Source organism: Erythrobacter sp. SDW2 (assembly GCF_021431965.1).
In the GTDB taxonomy this organism is placed as follows: domain Bacteria; phylum Pseudomonadota; class Alphaproteobacteria; order Sphingomonadales; family Sphingomonadaceae; genus Parerythrobacter.
The window spans coordinates 1,514,202-1,529,174 of sequence record NZ_CP090370.1 but is presented as its reverse complement, the minus strand read 5'-3'; the positions used below and the strand labels follow the sequence as shown (position 1 = coordinate 1,529,174).

Sequence of the window (14,973 nt, the reverse complement as noted above, 5' to 3'; positions counted from 1 at the left end):
AACGCACGTCGGGCTCGGTAGTGCGTTGAAACCTATTTGCTGGACAGCTTTCTACGCATGTGACACCCCTGTTTCCGGAGAGGAGCAGCGAAACGGACGGCACAAAGCCGCCGCCGCGCGCTCGCATACGGGAGCACGCGACGCCTGTGACGGTCACCACCCCTGCGCATCATGACGACAGCTACGTCGACACCCATCATCCCGAACAACTGGCCCGCCCAACGCATGGCACCGGCGGGGCGATGGACAAAACCGGCTTCGCCTGGGCGGTCTTCGAATGGGCCCGCAACCCCTACTACATCCTGATCGTCATCTACATTTTCGCGCCCTATTTCGCGCGCGATATCATCGGAGCGGACCTGCTGGCGGGCCGAACGCTGAGCGGTATGGAGCCGGAAGCGGCCCGCGCCGCCGCCAATGCCCAGGGGCAGGCGACTATCGCCTCGGTCACCAAATGGGCCGGTTTGATCGCGGCGCTCACCGCACCCTTCCTCGGTGCCGCGCTCGATCGGGGCGGGAGGCTCAAGCCGATCCTGGCGGTGTTCCTCGGCTCGATCACGGTCTGCTCTGCGCTGCTATGGTTTGCCATGCCGGGCGGAGAGGGCTTGCCGGTTTGGGCCATCATGGCGCTGCTGGTCATTGCCTATGTCAGCTACACCTATTCCGAAGTCACTCACAACGCGATGCTGAGCGTCGCCGGCGAGCCGAGCAAGCTGTCGATGATTTCCGGCCTCGGGCTAGGGCTCGGCAATCTGGCCGCAGTGCTGATCTTCGTCGCCATGGTTTTCCTGTTCATCCTGCCCGGAACCATCCAATGGCCCTTCGCCGCGCCGCAATTCGGTGTGGACCTCGCCCGCTTCGAACATGCGCGGCTCGCCGGACCGATCTGCGCGGTTTGGCTGGCAGCTTTCTCGATACCATTCTTTCTCAATTCCAAAGACCCTGGAGTGCGCGGCGCGAGCTGGCGCAAGGCGGTGGTCAGCGGGGCGCAGAGCGTGCTGCAGACGCTGCGCGAGGCGACCAAATACCGGGAATTGCTCAAATACCTCGTCGCCCGCATGTTCTATGCCGATGCCATGGCGGCGCTGCTGGCGCTGGGCGCGGTCTATGTCGCGTTGCTGCTCGAATGGGGCTTCCTCGAGATGCTGTGCTACGCCATTTTCGCCTCGGCCTGGGCCTTCCTTGGGGGCCTGTTCGGCGGCTGGCTGGATGGCAAGGTCGGTGTGAAGAATGCTCTGATCATCGAGATCACCGCAATGGTCCTGACGCTCGTGGCGCAGCTTTCGATCACGCAGGAAAGTCTCGGCTTCGGCCTGGTGCAGAACTATGAGGTGTGGAATGGCCTGGTATTCCAGTCGCTTTCGGACCTGGTGTATCTTGCGCTCATAAGCGTCGTCGCGGTCACTGCCACGGCTAGCATTTCGTCTAGCCGCTCGATGCTGGTTACGCTCGCGCCAGCTGGCCGGAGCGGCGAGTTCTTCGGGCTCTATGCCATCGCCGGAACCATCACCGTGTGGATGGGCCCGCTGCTGGTCGAGTATTTCACGCTGTGGTTCACCAGCCAGCGGATCGGCATGGCGTCGATCTCGGTGTTATTCCTGATCGGCCTCGCTGTGCTGTTCTCGGTCAGGATGCCGGAGCGTAGTTAGGCAGCCAGTCGCCGAGGATTGCGTTGACCTGGTCCGGCGCGTCCTGCTGCACCCAGTGCGATACCCCCGGCAGGCGGCGCACGGTGATGTCGGGCACCCACTCCTCGGTCCCCTCGGTGCAGTGGATATTGAGCGCGACATCCTCCTCGCCCCACACCAGCAGCGTTGGCACATCGATGCGGTGGTCGCCCAGATCGACACTATCGCCATGGCGCAGCAATGCGCGATAGTAATTGACCATGGCGGTATAGGCCCCGGGGCGGCTTGAGGCGGCGTTATAGACCGCCTGCACATCGGGCCCGAAGTTCTGCGGATTGCTACTGGTCCGCTCGAAGATCTTGCCGATGGCCTTGCCGCCACCGCGCCCCAGTAGCTTCTCCGGCAGCCACGGCAGCTGGAAGAAGAAGATGTACCAGCTCTTCTTCAGCTGCCGCCAATGGCGGATCTCGCGTCGTCCGACCATAGGGTGCGGCACGTTCATGATCACGAGCCGCTCGAGCGCACGGAGCTTGAGGATGGCGAAGGTCCAGGCGATCACTGCGCCCCAGTCATGCGCGATCAGCGTGACCTTGGAACAGCCGCTGGCATCGATCAGCGCTGCGATATCCTGCGTCAGATGGTCGAGTGCATAGTTCCGCACGCCTTCGGGCCGGGTGGTCCCGCCATAGCCGCGCAGGTTCGGTGCCCAGACGCGGTAGCCCATGCCGGCAAGGTGCTGCATCTGGGCGCGCCAGCTGAAATGCAGTTCCGGAAAGCCGTGCACGCAAAGCGCGAGATGGTCCCCTTCACCGGCTTGCGCCACCTCGAAAGTCAGTCCGTTGGCCTCGACCCAGTCGATCGAAATCCCGCTCGCCGCGTCGGGCGTCCAGCTTGCCTGTCGTGTCATAATTGAGGGCTTATCACCGAGCGAGACTCTGTGCTACGTCGGTTGCAAAGTGAAATGGGAGGAGAGGACCATGCCGAGTTCTGGGGCGCAATACGATCTCGTCATCCGGGGCGGAACCATCGTCGACGGCACCGGGGCAGCGCGCTTCACAGGCGATGTTGCCATCAAGGACGGGCTGATCGCCAAGGTCGGCGAAGTCACCGGCACCGGCGCGGAGGAAATCGACGCCAGCGGCAAGATCGTCACTCCCGGCTTCGTCGACGTCCACACCCATTACGACGGGCAGGCAACCTGGGACCGGGAAATGGCCCCGTCGAGCTGGCATGGCGTCACCACGGTGGTCATGGGCAATTGCGGCGTCGGCTTCGCCCCGGCCGCGCCCGACAAGCACGAATGGCTGATCGGCCTGATGGAAGGCGTCGAGGACATTCCCGGCACCGCGCTCTCCGAAGGGCTGAAGTGGAACTGGGAGACCTTCCCCGAATATCTCGACGCACTCGAGGAACTGCCGCGCACTGTCGATGTCGGCACCCATGTGCCCCACGGCGCGGTGCGCGCCTATGTGCTGGGTGACCGCGAGCGCCCGGGCGCGATCCCGACAGAGGAGGATATCGCCAAGATGGCCGCCATCGTCGAGGAAGGCGTCCGCGCCGGCGCGCTTGGCTTCTCGACCAGCCGCACCGTTCTGCACCGCGATATCGACGGCGAAGTCGTCCCCGGCACTACCGCCACGGCGGAGGAGCTGGTCGAGATCGGCCGCGCTATGGGGCGCGTCGGCCACGGCGTTTTCGAGATGGCCAGCGACATGATGCGCGAATGGGACGAATTCGGCTGGATGGGCAAGATGAGCCGCGAGACCGGCCTGCCCGTCACCTTTGCCGCGCTCCAGTCCATTGCCAAGGAACTGCCGCTGGAGGAGCAGATTGCCTCGATGCGGGCCGAGAACGACAACGGCGCCAATATCGTCGCCCAGATTGCGCTGCGCGGCAATGGCATCGTCATGGCATGGCAGGGCACCGTCCATCCCTTCCGCCTCAAGCCGAGCTGGCAGGAAGTCGAAGGGCTGCCGTGGGAGGAACAGCGGGCAAAACTGCTCGATCCCGCATTCAAGGCCCGGATGCTGGCCGAGCAGCACGATTTTTCCGAGGTCAACCAGGACATCATCGGCCTCATCATGGTGGTGTGCGGCGGCTGGAACATGCAGTTCGAGATGGACCCGGACTTCAACTACGAACCGACCGCGGCGGAAAGCATCCTCGAACGGGCAAAGGCTGCGGGCGTCTCGGGCGACGAATACGCGTATGACCTGCTGTGCCGCGATAACGGCAAGGGCTTCATCTACCTGCCGATCCTCAACTATGCCGACGGCAACCTCGACTTCCTGATGGACCTGCAGCAGTCGGACGACACGGTGAACTCGCTCAGCGATGGCGGCGCGCATTGCGGCACCATCTGCGATGCTGCCTCGCCCACCTTCATGCTGCAGCATTGGGTGCGTGACCGCGCGCGCGGGACCATCACACTGGAGAACGCGATAAAGCGCCAGTGCAACGACACCGCGCGGCTCTATGGGCTGGAAGATCGCGGTATCCTCGCGCCAGGCTATCTGGCCGACCTCAACGTAATCGACATGGAACGGCTCAAGCTCGGCAAGCCGTGGCTGGCGTTCGATCTGCCGGCAGGCGGCAAACGCCTGCTGCAGAAGGCCGAGGGCTATGTCTGCACCGTCAAGACCGGCGTGGTCACTTTCCGCGAAGGGCAATGGACCGGTGAAGCCCCCGGCGGCCTGATCCGTGGCCCGCAGCGGGTCGAGATGCTGGAGGCAGCCGAATGAAGGCGATCCGTACGGGAGGCCAGCCGTCCACCCTCGACACACTTGAATATGTCGACATCGACGAGGCCCCCGCCCCTGGTCCGGGCGAAATCACAGTGCGGGTGCGGGCGAGCTCGCTCAACTACCACGACTTCGCCGTGGTCGCCGGGATGATCCCGGCGGCGGCGGGGCGCATCCCGATGTCGGACGGCGCGGGCGAAGTCATTGCCATTGGCGAAGGCGTGACCGAGTATGTCGTTGGCGACCTGGTCGTCTCGACCTTCTTCCCCGACTGGCTCGACGGCACACCGCCGCAGAGCGCCTTCACCCGCGTGCCGGGCGACGGGATCGACGGCTACGCCCGCGAAAGCGTGACCGCACCGACCCACTGGTTTACCCGCGTGCCCAAGGGTTACAGCGCGGCACAGGCGGCAACGCTGACCTGCGCCGGCCTCACCGCGTGGCGCGCGCTGTTCGTCGACAACGCCATCAAGCCGGGCGACACCGTGCTGGTGCAAGGCAGCGGCGGTGTGTCGATCTTCGCGCTGCAATTCGCCAAGATGGCAGGCGCGCAGGTCATTGCCACCAGTTCGAGCGGCGAGAAGCTGGAGCGATTGAAGGCGCTCGGCGCGGATCATCTGATCAATTACAAGGAAGTCCAGGCCTGGGGCGCTGCGGCGCTCGGCATCACCGGCGGCAAGGGTGTCGATTGCGTGGTCGAGATAGGCGGCGCGGGCACGCTCGACCAGTCGATGATCGCCACCCGCGTTGGCGGGCATGTGGCACTGATCGGCGTGCTGACGGGCTTTGCCGGACCGGTCCAGACCGCGCTGCTGATGGCCAAGAACCTGCGGGTGCAGGGGCTTACGGTCGGCAGCCGCAAGCAGCAGCTCGACATGATCGCCGCGATCGAGGCCAATGGCATCGTGCCGGAAATCTCCGACCACTTCGCGCTCGCCGACCTGGCCGATGCCTTCCGCCATCAGGCGGCGAACAAGCACTTCGGCAAGATCTGCGTCGATATCTAGGGCTCGATAACGATCCCGACCGCGGGGTCGGCCTTACCCGCCAGTGTAGCAAGGTAGGCCTCGCGCGCTGCTTCCAGCCCCTTTCGGCGGTCGATGGCGATCGCGCCGTCGACCGCGCCGAGGAAATAGCCCCAGCTCGCGCCGATCGCCGCGCCCGCTCCTTGCGGGCCGAGTTCCTTGAACAACGCCTGCGCGTGGTCGGGCGCGAAGAACAGCGTCGGCTTGGTGCCAGGCAGTCCCGGATCGCCCATCCCACCGCGCTCGCCGACATGGGTTACGCCGACCATGCAGGAGTATTTGAGCTGGTCGGAGAAGTGGTGGTGAAGCCGCGCCAAAATCTGCGCGCTGCCGGCAAAATCGACGGACACCGTCGTCACCACTTCCAGCGAGCCGATATCGTCATAGGCGAGCACCGCGTCGTAGAGCCCGGTCCCCTCGACGAAGGCGACGTTGCCGGCCGAGGTCAGCCCGATCCGCTTCACCTGCGGCGAGTTCTGCTTCGCCACGGCAGCCAGCCCCATCGCGGTCTTGGACGAAGCGCTGGTCAGCACCACCTGCTCCGCCCCGAACCAGCCCTCGCCGCGCATGAAGTATTCGATCAGGAAGCCGGTCTTGAACAGCGGGCCATAGATCATCCGCTCGGCCTCGCGCGCGGGATCATGCTCCGGATCGGCGGCGAGGCGCGCATACTGGTTGTAGATCGGGCTCATCGGCTGGCGATGCGCCGCCGTGTCGATGAAACCGCTCTTCGAGATGTTCCCCGGGATCACGTCGAGCGTGTCGGCCATCGGCAGGTAGCCATAGACCCGCTCGCCCACGGCAATGTCAGGGCAATTGCTCTCCACCACCCGCGCATGGCCCCACATCGGGACGATGCCCATGCCATCGGGTGCGGGGAAGAAGTTCCAGTACCCGAACATGTCGCCAATCACCGCGTAAGTGACATTGTTCGCGGTGACCGAGAAGCTCTCGATGGCAAGGCGAACAGCGCTGTCAGCGAGTGGCGCGTCGGATGCATGGACGATCTGCGTGGTGGTCAGTTCGTCTTTCTTGACGTGGACTTGGTTGGTCATGCCGATCTCCCTTTGTGCACGACCTAACACCCAAAGCGCAGCGCGCCAATCGGGTGAGGCCGCAGCGAAAATTGTTCGGGCGGAGAACCGGCGCGCAGCGACCTTCTGGTCGTGAGCACCGGAAGCGGACGACCGGACGATTTGCAGCCCGGCATCGCCCGATTGGCTACACCCGCATCGGCATCAGCACATAGAGCGCCGGCGCATTCTCGTCCTTGCGGATCAGCGTCGGCGCGCCGGCATCGGCCAGGTGCAGTTCGACCGTGTCGCTTTCGATCTGGCTGAGGATATCCTTGAGATACCCTGCGTTGAAGCCGATCTCGAAGCCGTCGCTGCTGTATTCGGCAGCCAGTTCCTCGGTCGCGGTGCCGTTGTCGGGCGAGGTGACGGAGAGCGTCACCTTGTCGGCATCGAGGCCCATCTTGACCGCGCGGGTCTTCTCCGTGGCGATAGTCGCCACGCGGTCGACCCCGGCGAAGAAGGCCTTGGGATCGACCCGCAGCAACTTGTCGTTCCCGGTCGGGATGACGCGGCTGTAATCGGGGAAGGTTCCGTCGATCAGCTTGGAGGTCAGCACCGTGCCGCCCTCCCCGCCCAGAGTGAAGCGGATCTTGCTGGCTGAGAGGTCGACCTGGACATTGCCGTCCATCGCCTCTTCCAGCAGCTTGCGCAGTTCGGCGACGGCTTTGCGCGGCACGATAACGTCGGGCATGCCCTCGGCCCCGTCAGGCCGGGCGATGGTGTAGCGCGCGAGGCGGTGGCCGTCGGTCGCAGCCGCCTTGAGCACCGGGGTATCCTCGTCCGAAACGTGCAGAAAAATGCCATTGAGGTAGTAGCGGGTCTCTTCGGTGCTGATGGCGAAGCGGGTGCGGTCGATCAGTTCGGCCAGCACCTTGGCCGGAACTTCGAAGCTGGTCGGCAGGTCGCCTTCGACAATCACCGGGAAATCGTCCTTGGGCAGGGTCGGCAGCTGGAAGCGGCTGCGGCCGGCCTTCACCGTCATTCGGTTGTCGGCCACCTCGAGGTTGACCTGGCTGCCATCGGGCAGCTTGCGGGCAATGTCGAACAACAGATGGGCCGAAACCGTGGTCGCTCCCGGGCTCTCGACGCTGGCCGCAGGCATGGTTTCGACCACCTGCAGATCGAGGTCCGTCGCCATGACCTTGACCGCGCCGCCCATGCTGGCCTCGATCAGGATATTGGAGAGGATCGGGATCGTGTTGCGGCGCTCGACGACCGACTGCACGTGGGACAGGCAACGGATCAGCGTCGCGCGTTCGATGGTGGCCTTCATCGGTCCTTCTCTCGTTTCTGGTGCGCCCGACAGATGCGAAATCCCCACCGGAATCGCCCCGGGCGCCGGGAAAAATGCCCCCGAACCCTAGCGCACCTGCAATGCCCCGCAAGGAGTATCGCCCAAGGGGCGGGATTCCTTGGGGATAAGTGGCGCGAGCGGCGCTGCTACAGGAAAACTCGGGTCGCTTCGCTGCGCTTTGTGACAGCTCGGACATATCGTGCCACGGCAGCAGCGATCTTCGCTCCTCCCGCCACAGATGGTTCGATCGGGTTGGCGTAGTCTGCCGATTCAGTACAGACCAGACGCAGGTCGATCAGATCGAGCCCAAATTGGTGAAGGTGCCGTGTGATGGCATCGTTAAAGATCCCCAGGGCCGTACTGATGGCGGGCCCCATATTGGCATCGTAAATCGTGCAGAAGGCAACCGGCAGCCCGATATCGTAGGAGGCGTTGACGGCTGCCATGTGGTGCGGCGCGAATTCTGCCTTGGCGGCAGCCAGCATTGCCATGGCTGCTGACACTGTGTTGACGTTTTGTTCAAGCATTGCGGCGTGGTGTAGGATGTCATTGCCACCGGTCGAGACCACCAAGTGCGTGGCATCATTCGGCAGCTGTGCAAATTGCCCAACCACTTGGCTGCTTATGCTGCCATCGACTGCCCGAACTGTGACCTTGTCGCCCGGATCGAGGATGTCGCGCAATTGTTGCGCCAAGTCTGGCCCACCCTCGACATAGGCTGCATTGTCGAAGATCGAATCTCCACAAAGGACGACGTGGCGCATTGCGTTTCCCCTAGGCGCTCACCATCGCCATGCCGCCGTTCACATGCAGCGTCTGGCCGGTGACATAGCCTGCCTCGCGGCTGGCGAGATAGGCGACGGCGGCACCGATATCCTCGCCCTCGCCCATGCGGGCCATGGGGATGCGGGCATTGATGGTGGCTTTCTGGTCGTCGGTCAGCTGATCGGTCATCGCGGTGCGGATGAAGCCAGGGGCGACGCAATTGACCGTGATGCCGCGCGTGGCGAGCTCCTGCGCCAGGGCCTTGGACATGCCCGTGAGGCCCGCCTTGGCAGCAACATAGTTCATCTGCCCCGGATTGCCGGTCGCGCCGACGACGCTGGTGATCGAGATCATTCGGCCGAAGCGCGCCTTCATCATCGGCCGGGCAGCGGCGCGCATCAGGCGGAAGGCGCTTTCGAGGTTGATCTTCATCACCTCGTCCCACTCCTCGTCCTTCATCCGCATGGCGAGGTTGTCGCGCGTGATCCCGGCATTGTTGACGAGGATATCGATCTTGCCGAGCGTATCGACGGTAGCTGGCACCAGCTCCTCGACCTGGGTCGTGTCGCTGAGGTTGCAGGTGATCTCGACATGGTCATGCCCGAACTCGGCATTGAGCTCGTCCCGAAACGCCCGCAGCTTGGCCGGGTTCGACCCCGAAAGCGCCAACCGCGCCCCCTGCCGCGCCAGAGCGCGCGCGATGGAGGAACCGATACCCCCGCTGGCCCCGGTAACCAGGGCGGTCATTCCTTCCAGCGAGAACATCAGCCAATCTCCTTCGCGAGCGCTCCGAGCTCTTCCATCGTCACCGCGCTGGTGACAGCCGCATCCTTCTCGATCCGGCCCACCATGGGGCCGAGGACCTTGCCGCCGAGTTCGATGAAATGCTCGACCCCCGCAGCCCGCATGCCGGAGACACTCTCGCGCCAGCGGACTCGGCCGGTGACTTGCTGCACCAGCAGGGCGCGCTCTTCGTCGGCGTCAGTGACCTGTGCGGCGGTGACATTGGCATAGACCGGCAGGAGGAAGCTCTGCGGCGGGGTCGCCTCCAGCGCTGCGGCCATGGCATCGGCCGCCGGCTGCATCAGCGAGCAGTGGAACGGGGCCGAGACCGGCAGCAGCACGCCGCGCTTGATCTCGAAGTCCTTGACCATGGCGACGGCGCGCTCGATCGCGCTGCGCTGGCCGGAGATGACGACCTGAGTGGGATCGTTGTCATTGGCGACTTCGCAGACCTCGCCTTCGGCAGCCGCCGCAGCCAAAGCGGTGGCTTTCTCGATATCGGCCCCCAGCAGCGCCGCCATCGCGCCCTCACCCACCGGCACAGCCGCCTGCATTGCCTGTCCGCGCAGCTTGAGCAGCCGCGCCGTATCGGCCAGCGAGAAAGCCTCGACCGCACAAAGCGCCGTGTATTCGCCAAGCGAGTGCCCTGCGACGCACACGCCCTTCTCCGTCAGCTTGACGCCGAATTCGCGCTCCAGCACCCGCAGTGTGGCGATGGCATTGGCCATGATCGCGGGCTGGGCATTCTCGGTCAGCGTCAGGTCGGCTTCAGGACCCTCGCGCATGATGTCGCTCAGCGTCTGGCTCAGCGCTTCGTCGACTTCCTCGAACACCTCGCGCGCAGCGGCGCTGGCAGCGGCAAGTTCCGCCCCCATGCCGACTTTCTGGCTGCCCTGGCCGGGAAAAATGAAAGCTCGCATCAGATATCTCCTCCGGAGCGGCGCGGTTAGGCGGGGCGCGGCGGACTCGCAACCCCGAAGGGTACCACGTGGTTATCCCCGGTGTGCCCGATCCGCGCGCGGCCGAGGTAGGGAATGCCCGCCCGGTCGCACCAGAATTGCGCGATCTCCTCTGCCGTCTGCCCGAATTCGCGGTCGTTCTCAGGCACGTCGGTCACCGAGCCGAGCCGCAGGCCGGCAATGCGCGGCAAGGTGTTGGCGAGGCTGAAGAACAACCGGTCGACCGAATAGAGATGCTCGCTCACTTCCTCGACCATCACGACATGGCCTGTGAGATCCGGCAAGAGCGGGGTGCGGACCATCATCGCCAGCGTGATGAGGTTGAAGGCCACCACCGGGGTCTTGCCGTCGACCGAGGGTTCGACCCCGCTGGCATCGCCGGAGAACCAGTTGAGTACCCGCCGCAGCGCGCCTCGCCCCGTCTCGCTACGGGCGCTGACTGGCATCGATCCGTGCACAGCCTGCCCGATCCCTGAGCGATAGAGCGCGGCGAGCAGATAGCCCATGTCAGAGAAGCCGACATAGGTCTTCTCGCGCGCGGCATCGTTCATCCGTGCAACCGCCGCTTCGGCAATGCGGCCCGAGCCATAGCCGCCCTTGGCGAACCACACGGCGTCGTAATCCGGGTGGTTGGCACATTCGACCAGTGCCGAGAGGCGGGTGAGATCGCTGCCGGCAAAATGCCCTTCGGTCGCAAAGCACTGCTCGTGAAACCACAGCTCGTGCTGGGGAAACTCGGCGGCAACGAATTCCTGCGCGGCTGCGGCGTGTTCGCGCGTGATGGCGGTCGCGGGGGCGCAGATGGCAATGCGGGTCATGGATAAGGGTCTAGCATTCGCTTCACAAAGTGCGAGTCCCCGCTTAACCGCATCCCCATGAGCAGCTTCCCCGATCCGACCGCCGACCTTACTGCACGCCCTTGGTTCTTCTGCGGCATCGGAGGTTCGGGGATGCAGCCACTGGCCGCGATCCTCAAGGGGCGCGGGGCGGAAGTGGCAGGGTCCGACCGCAGCCGCGACCAGGGCCGCACGCCGGAGAAGTTCGCCGCGCTCGAGCGGCAGGGCTTCCAGCTGTTCCCGCAGGACGGCAGCGGCATTACCCGGCCAGAGCAGGTGTTGGTCGCCAGCGCCGCGATCGAGGACACCGTGCCCGAGATCGTCCGCGCCAAGGAACTGGGCCTGCCGCGTCTGACCCGGGCCGATCTCAACGCGGCGCTGTTCAATTCGGCCGAAACGGGGGTAGCCGTGGCCGGGACCAGCGGCAAATCGACGGTAACCGGCATGCTGGGCTGGATCCTGCACCATGCAGAGCGCGCGCCGACGATCATGAACGGCGCGGTGATGAAGAATTTCGTCTCGCCAGAACGCCCCTTCGCCAGCGCAGTGGTCGGCGGCACGGACCTCTATGTGTCCGAGGTAGACGAAAGCGATGGCTCAATCGCGTTCTATCGCCCGACGGTGGGTGTGCTGCTCAATGTCAGCCTCGACCACAAGAGCATGGACGAGCTGCGGGTGCTGTTCGGAGATTTCGTCGCAGCATCGAAGGTCGCGGTGATCAATGCCGATGATGACGAGGCCCTGGCACTGGTCGGCCGGGCGCAGCACGCGATCACCTTCGCCATCGACGACAAGGGCGCGAGCATTTCCGTTGTCCCCGGCAGCATCGCCGACGGACCGACCCGGCAGGCCGCGACCGTGATCGACCGCCGCGACGGGAGCGAACATCCGCTGGTGCTGGGCGTGCCCGGTCGCCACAATCTCTCCAACGCGCTGGCGGCGATTGCCGGAGCCAATGCGGCTGGCGTCACGGTGGCGGAGGCGGTGGCGGCGCTGGCCGGCTTCAAGGGCCTTGCGCGGCGGTTCGATATCGTCGGCACCAGCCCATCCGGCGTGACAGTGATCGACGACTTCGGGCACAACCCGGAAAAATGCGCCGCGACCCTGCGCACGCTCAAAGCCCATCCGGGCCGCGTGCTCGCCTTCTTCCAGCCGCATGGCTACGGCCCGTTGCGACAGATGGGGGCCGAGCTCGCCGAGACTTTCGCGCAAGAGCTTGGCCCCGACGACCTGACGTTGCTGTGCGATCCGGTCTATTTCGGCGGCACGGTCGACCGCAGCGAAGGCAGCGAGCGCATTGTCGACCTCATCGCCAAGGCTGGCGGGAAAGCGTTCCACATTAACACCCGTGAAGGCTGCGGCGACTTTCTCGTCGCCAATGCCGCAGCCGGTGATCGGATCGTGGTGATGGGCGCGCGGGACGACACGCTGAGCGAATTTGCCGCCTCGATCCTGGCGCGGCTCGGCTAGATCGCCCTCGGCCCTGCTTTCTCCCGCTCGACCGCCCGCCGATATCCATCGCGCGCTTTGAGCCGCGACCGATACGCCTTCAATCTCTCCGGCACGCCCTCGTCCAGCCCCACCCGCTCGGCCAGGATCAGGGCATAGCCGACGCAGATATCTGCCACGGTGAAGCGATCGGCGCAGAGGAACTCACGGCCTTCAAGCTGCTGCTCGACCTTGACCAGCCGTTTCCAGAACCACTTGGCATAGGCTTCGCCCGCTTCGGACCAACCCTTGTCCTTCTCGAACAGGGCGAAGCGCATATACACCGTCTGCGGGAAAGTGATCGTCGCATCGGCGAGATAGGTGAAGTCGAGATATTCTGCATAGTCCCGCTCGCCCGGCGCGATAGCGAGATCGGTCATGCCGTCCTTGGTCGCGAGGTAGTGCGCGATGGCGCAGCTCTCGGTCATTCTTGCCTCGCCATCGACCAGCAGCGGCACAGTACCGAGCGGGTTGATCTCGAGATACTCGGGCGCGGCAAAGCGCGGCGGGAACGGCAGCAGCTTGAGGTCGACCTCGAACCCCGCTTCCTCCGCCGCCCAGGTGCAACGCAGTCCGCGCGATCCGGCGCAGGTGTAGAGCGTGGGCAGATCGGCCACCTCAGTGCGCCCCGATCTTGAACACCTTGTGTACCACGAAGGCGATCGCCGCCCCCAGCACCAGCCCCAGAACCGCCGACAGCCCGGCATAGGTCAGCCAGCCGAATACCCCGCCCAGCGCGCCGGACGCGCCCTTGGCGGCATATTCTGCCCCGTGGAACAGGTCGTAGATCGTGTGAAAGCCGATCTCATGCGTACCATGGACGATGATCCCGCCGCCGACCCACAGCATCGCTACGGTTCCCACCACCGAGAGGAAGGTCAGCAGCTTGGGCATGGCAAGGAGCAACACCTTGCCCAGACCTTGCGAGGCCTTGTCCTGCCGCTCGGCCAGATGCAGGCCGACATCGTCCATCTTCACGATCAGAGCCACCGCGCCATAGACGACCACCGTGATGGCAATCCCCACCGCCGCCAGTGCCGCCGCGCGGGTCCAGAAACTGTCGGTCAGCGTGGCGATCTCGTTGAGCGCGATGGCGACGATCTCGGCCGAGAGGATCAGGTCGGTGCGGATCGCGCCGTTGATGCGGTCCTTTTCGAACTGGACCGGGTCTTCGATCGGGTCCTCCAGCGTCTTGCCGTGCTTCTCCCCGCCCAGCTTCTCCATCACCTTTTCCGCGCCTTCATAGCACAGATAGGCCCCTCCCAGCATCAGCAGGTAGATAATCGCCTGCGGCAGCAGCCAGCTGAGCAGCAACCCGCCCGGCAACAGGAACAGCAGCTTGTTCTTCAAGCTGCCCTTGGCGATGTTCCAGATGATCGGCAGTTCGCGCGCCGGGGATAGACCGGTGACATAGCCCGGCGTTACTGCCGCATCGTCGATTACCACGCCGGCCGCCTTGGTCCCGGCCTTGCCCACTGCCACGCCAACATCGTCGATGCTGGCAGCCGCCATCCGGGCGATGACCGAGATATCGTCGAGCAGGGCGGTAAGGCCACCGGGCATGGGGAACTCCTTGGTGTTTGCACTTGACGCCGCCATGCGTTGCTGCGCCCTTGCTGGCAAGCCCCCACACTGCCCGCCCCTTCGCGCTTGCAATATGCGCCAATGCCGCTATGTGCGCCGCTTCCGCGTCCCGAGGGCTCGGAAACGAAGAAAGCCGGAGGGGCCCCTGCATGGTGCGGGATCAGCCAGCGATCGGCATGGAAGTGAAAGGACGCGAGATGGCTCTGTACGAGCATATCTTTCTCGCGCGTCAGGATCTGAGCCAGGCTCAGGTTGACGCGCTGGCTGCGCAAGCAACCGAAATCGTCGAGGCCGGCAAGGGCAAGGTCACCAAGACCGAAACCTGGGGCCTCAAGAATCTGGCCTACAAGATCGACCGCAACCGCAAGGCTCACTACGTGCTGCTCAACATCGAGTGCCCGGGTGACGTCGTCGCGGAGCTTGAGCGCCAGACCCGCATCAACGAAGACATCATCCGCTACATGACCATCCGTGTCGATGAGCACGAGACCGGCCCGAGCGTGATGATGCGCAAGAACGACCGCGATCGCAAGCGTCGCTCTGAACGTGAGGAGCGCGACTGATGGCCCGCCCGTTTTTCCGCCGTCGCAAGACCTGCCCGTTCTCGGCCAAGAATGCGCCGAAGATCGACTACAAGGACGTGCGCCTGCTGCAGGGCTTCATGTCCGAGCGTGGCAAGATCGTCCCCAGCCGCATCACCGCCGTCAGCGCGAAGAAGCAGCGCGAACTCGCCCAGGCGATCAAGCGCGCCCGCCAGATCGGCCTGCTGCCGTACATCGTGAAGTAGGAGAGAG

General features: G+C 64.7%; 15 protein-coding genes. 6 read left to right on the top strand and 9 right to left on the bottom strand.

The features are described from left to right. Positions 1-146 precede the first annotated feature (146 nt). Positions 147-1,649 (top strand): MFS transporter, encoded by a 1,503-nt coding sequence (locus LY632_RS07520; protein WP_234090531.1) that lies wholly within the window; start codon positions 147-149, stop codon positions 1,647-1,649. Here the strand turns inward: LY632_RS07520 and LY632_RS07515 are convergent. Then, positions 1,627-2,535, bottom strand: coding sequence for an alpha/beta fold hydrolase (locus LY632_RS07515; protein ID WP_234090530.1), 909 nt, complete (start codon positions 2,533-2,535; stop codon positions 1,627-1,629). The genes LY632_RS07520 and LY632_RS07515 overlap by 23 nt on opposite strands. A gap of 70 nt (positions 2,536-2,605) precedes the next feature. Between LY632_RS07515 and LY632_RS07510 the strand changes: the two genes are divergently transcribed. Together LY632_RS07510 and LY632_RS07505 are read left to right on the top strand one after the other, a co-directional pair. Further along, positions 2,606-4,369, top strand: a complete 1,764-nt coding sequence (locus LY632_RS07510; RefSeq protein ID WP_234090529.1) for an amidohydrolase family protein — start codon at positions 2,606-2,608, stop codon at positions 4,367-4,369. Beyond that, on the top strand, positions 4,366-5,376 hold the full coding sequence (locus tag LY632_RS07505) for an NAD(P)-dependent alcohol dehydrogenase (protein ID WP_234090528.1): 1,011 nt from the start codon (positions 4,366-4,368) through the stop codon (positions 5,374-5,376). Before LY632_RS07510 ends, LY632_RS07505 begins: the two co-directional genes overlap by 4 nt. Here the strand turns inward: LY632_RS07505 and LY632_RS07500 are convergent. The 6 genes from LY632_RS07500 to LY632_RS07475 all read right to left on the bottom strand — a co-directional run bounded on the left by LY632_RS07500 (position 5,373) and on the right by LY632_RS07475 (position 11,089). After that, complete coding sequence (locus tag LY632_RS07500) at positions 5,373-6,449, bottom strand: DUF2855 family protein (RefSeq protein ID WP_234090527.1); 1,077 nt, start codon at positions 6,447-6,449, stop codon at positions 5,373-5,375. The genes LY632_RS07505 and LY632_RS07500 overlap by 4 nt on opposite strands. Positions 6,450-6,615: 166 nt before the next feature. Next, positions 6,616-7,743 (bottom strand): DNA polymerase III subunit beta, encoded by a 1,128-nt coding sequence (dnaN, locus tag LY632_RS07495; protein ID WP_234090526.1) that lies wholly within the window; start codon positions 7,741-7,743, stop codon positions 6,616-6,618. A 167-nt stretch (positions 7,744-7,910) separates the two neighbouring features. Next, positions 7,911-8,528 carry a GDSL-type esterase/lipase family protein gene (locus LY632_RS07490; RefSeq protein WP_234090525.1) on the bottom strand — a complete coding sequence of 206 codons (618 nt, stop codon included), beginning with the start codon at positions 8,526-8,528 and terminating at the stop codon, positions 7,911-7,913. 10 nt (positions 8,529-8,538) lie between these two features. Beyond that, positions 8,539-9,294, bottom strand: a complete 756-nt coding sequence (fabG, locus tag LY632_RS07485; RefSeq protein WP_234090524.1) for a 3-oxoacyl-[acyl-carrier-protein] reductase — start codon at positions 9,292-9,294, stop codon at positions 8,539-8,541. Further along, complete coding sequence (gene fabD, locus LY632_RS07480) at positions 9,294-10,232, bottom strand: ACP S-malonyltransferase (RefSeq protein WP_234090523.1); 939 nt, start codon at positions 10,230-10,232, stop codon at positions 9,294-9,296. The genes fabG and fabD overlap by 1 nt, the downstream gene beginning before the upstream one ends. Positions 10,233-10,258: 26 nt before the next feature. Then, positions 10,259-11,089 carry an LD-carboxypeptidase gene (locus tag LY632_RS07475; RefSeq protein ID WP_234090522.1) on the bottom strand — a complete coding sequence of 277 codons (831 nt, stop codon included), beginning with the start codon at positions 11,087-11,089 and terminating at the stop codon, positions 10,259-10,261. 57 nt (positions 11,090-11,146) lie between these two features. Here LY632_RS07475 and LY632_RS07470 point away from each other — a divergent pair, with 57 nt between their 5' ends. Continuing rightward, a complete protein-coding gene (locus tag LY632_RS07470) occupies positions 11,147-12,577 on the top strand; it encodes a Mur ligase family protein (RefSeq protein ID WP_234090521.1) in 1,431 nt (476 codons plus the stop codon). Here LY632_RS07470 and LY632_RS07465 read toward each other — a convergent pair. Next, positions 12,574-13,212, bottom strand: a complete 639-nt coding sequence (locus LY632_RS07465) for a glutathione S-transferase family protein (protein ID WP_234090520.1) — start codon at positions 13,210-13,212, stop codon at positions 12,574-12,576. The genes LY632_RS07470 and LY632_RS07465 overlap by 4 nt on opposite strands. Before the next feature lies 1 nt (position 13,213). Then, positions 13,214-14,158 carry a DUF808 domain-containing protein gene (locus LY632_RS07460; RefSeq protein WP_234090519.1) on the bottom strand — a complete coding sequence of 315 codons (945 nt, stop codon included), beginning with the start codon at positions 14,156-14,158 and terminating at the stop codon, positions 13,214-13,216. Between the two features lie 218 nt (positions 14,159-14,376). Between LY632_RS07460 and rpsF the strand changes: the two genes are divergently transcribed. Continuing rightward, positions 14,377-14,742, top strand: coding sequence for a 30S ribosomal protein S6 (gene rpsF / locus LY632_RS07455; RefSeq protein ID WP_234093181.1), 366 nt, complete (start codon positions 14,377-14,379; stop codon positions 14,740-14,742). Further along, complete coding sequence (gene rpsR, locus LY632_RS07450; protein WP_234090518.1) at positions 14,742-14,966, top strand: 30S ribosomal protein S18; 225 nt, start codon at positions 14,742-14,744, stop codon at positions 14,964-14,966. Before rpsF ends, rpsR begins: the two co-directional genes overlap by 1 nt. Positions 14,967-14,973: the final 7 nt, after the last annotated feature.

What these genes read in the sequence shown, in the direction of transcription:
- LY632_RS07510 (WP_234090529.1), top strand. Translation starts at nt 2,606, where the DNA reads ATGCCGAGTTCTGGGGCGCAATACGATCTCGTCATCCGGGGCGGAACC.
- dnaN (WP_234090526.1), bottom strand. Translation starts at nt 7,743, where the DNA reads ATGAAGGCCACCATCGAACGCGCGACGCTGATCCGTTGCCTGTCCCAC.
- LY632_RS07475 (WP_234090522.1), bottom strand. Translation starts at nt 11,089, where the DNA reads ATGACCCGCATTGCCATCTGCGCCCCCGCGACCGCCATCACGCGCGAA.
- LY632_RS07490 (WP_234090525.1), bottom strand. Translation starts at nt 8,528, where the DNA reads ATGCGCCACGTCGTCCTTTGTGGAGATTCGATCTTCGACAATGCAGCC.
- LY632_RS07500 (WP_234090527.1), bottom strand. Translation starts at nt 6,449, where the DNA reads ATGACCAACCAAGTCCACGTCAAGAAAGACGAACTGACCACCACGCAG.
- LY632_RS07505 (WP_234090528.1), top strand. Translation starts at nt 4,366, where the DNA reads ATGAAGGCGATCCGTACGGGAGGCCAGCCGTCCACCCTCGACACACTT.
- rpsR (WP_234090518.1), top strand. Translation starts at nt 14,742, where the DNA reads ATGGCCCGCCCGTTTTTCCGCCGTCGCAAGACCTGCCCGTTCTCGGCC.
- rpsF (WP_234093181.1), top strand. Translation starts at nt 14,377, where the DNA reads ATGGCTCTGTACGAGCATATCTTTCTCGCGCGTCAGGATCTGAGCCAG.
- fabG (WP_234090524.1), bottom strand. Translation starts at nt 9,294, where the DNA reads ATGTTCTCGCTGGAAGGAATGACCGCCCTGGTTACCGGGGCCAGCGGG.
- fabD (WP_234090523.1), bottom strand. Translation starts at nt 10,232, where the DNA reads ATGCGAGCTTTCATTTTTCCCGGCCAGGGCAGCCAGAAAGTCGGCATG.
- LY632_RS07460 (WP_234090519.1), bottom strand. Translation starts at nt 14,158, where the DNA reads ATGCCCGGTGGCCTTACCGCCCTGCTCGACGATATCTCGGTCATCGCC.
- LY632_RS07515 (WP_234090530.1), bottom strand. Translation starts at nt 2,535, where the DNA reads ATGACACGACAGGCAAGCTGGACGCCCGACGCGGCGAGCGGGATTTCG.
- LY632_RS07470 (WP_234090521.1), top strand. Translation starts at nt 11,147, where the DNA reads ATGAGCAGCTTCCCCGATCCGACCGCCGACCTTACTGCACGCCCTTGG.